The organism is Sporolactobacillus sp. KGMB 08714 (assembly GCF_036598985.1).
In the GTDB taxonomy this organism is placed as follows: domain Bacteria; phylum Bacillota; class Bacilli; order Bacillales; family Sporolactobacillaceae; genus Sporolactobacillus.
The window spans coordinates 1-728 of sequence record NZ_JAUUBW010000069.1 but is presented as its reverse complement, the minus strand read 5'-3'; the positions used below and the strand labels follow the sequence as shown (position 1 = coordinate 728).

At 50.0% G+C, this 728-nt stretch carries 1 protein-coding gene; it reads right to left on the bottom strand.

Annotated elements, in window-relative coordinates:
* Positions 1 to 728 (bottom strand): transposase (locus Q6A92_RS18795; protein ID WP_332239031.1); only part of this gene is annotated, 728 nt, incomplete at both ends.

The window sequence follows — 728 nt, the reverse complement described above, 5'->3', positions numbered from 1 at the left end:
ATCCGCATGAAGGTGGCGTCCGGATCGGTTTTGGCATAACTGTTGCGCTCACCGCAGGTAGCCAGTTGTTTTTCATACTTTTTTTCACGAGGGATGAGATCGGTTTTCAGTGCTTTGAGTTGCTTTTTCAGCTGTCGTTTCGAAGAGGAATCGTTTGGTTCGGCTTGTTTCTCGTTCATTTGTTCCTCAACTTTTTCCGTCCAGTTTTCCATTTCTTGGGCTGAGACCTTTTTCTTTGGATCCCCGGCAAAGTCTTGAAGCGATTGATCATCTAGGGTCATCTGCTCCTGGATCTCACGAAAAATTGTGCGGACCTTTTCCTGAACTCCGGTCTGATAGTGTCTGACCGATTTCTTCCAGACGAAGGTGTACCGATTCGCGTTTGCCTCCATTTTTGTGCCATCGATAAAGTAGTCTTCACCGGTGACATAGCCATCGTTCAGCAGCTGACTGACAAAGGATTCAAAAACATCCTGCAGCACGGTTTTCATGTGATGGGCACGGAAGCGCTGGATCGTACGAAAGTCCGGCATCTGTCGGGCAGCCAGCCACATCATCGGCAGGTTTTCACGTAGGGCGCGTGCGATTTGTCGGCAGGAATACCATTTCTGCGTATAGGCGTAGAGGAGCACTTTGGTCATCAGACGTGGATCATAAGCCGGACGGCCGCCGCCTTTATAGGCCTGCACAAAGACCTGGTGATCCACGCGATTCACGAAGTCGTTGAC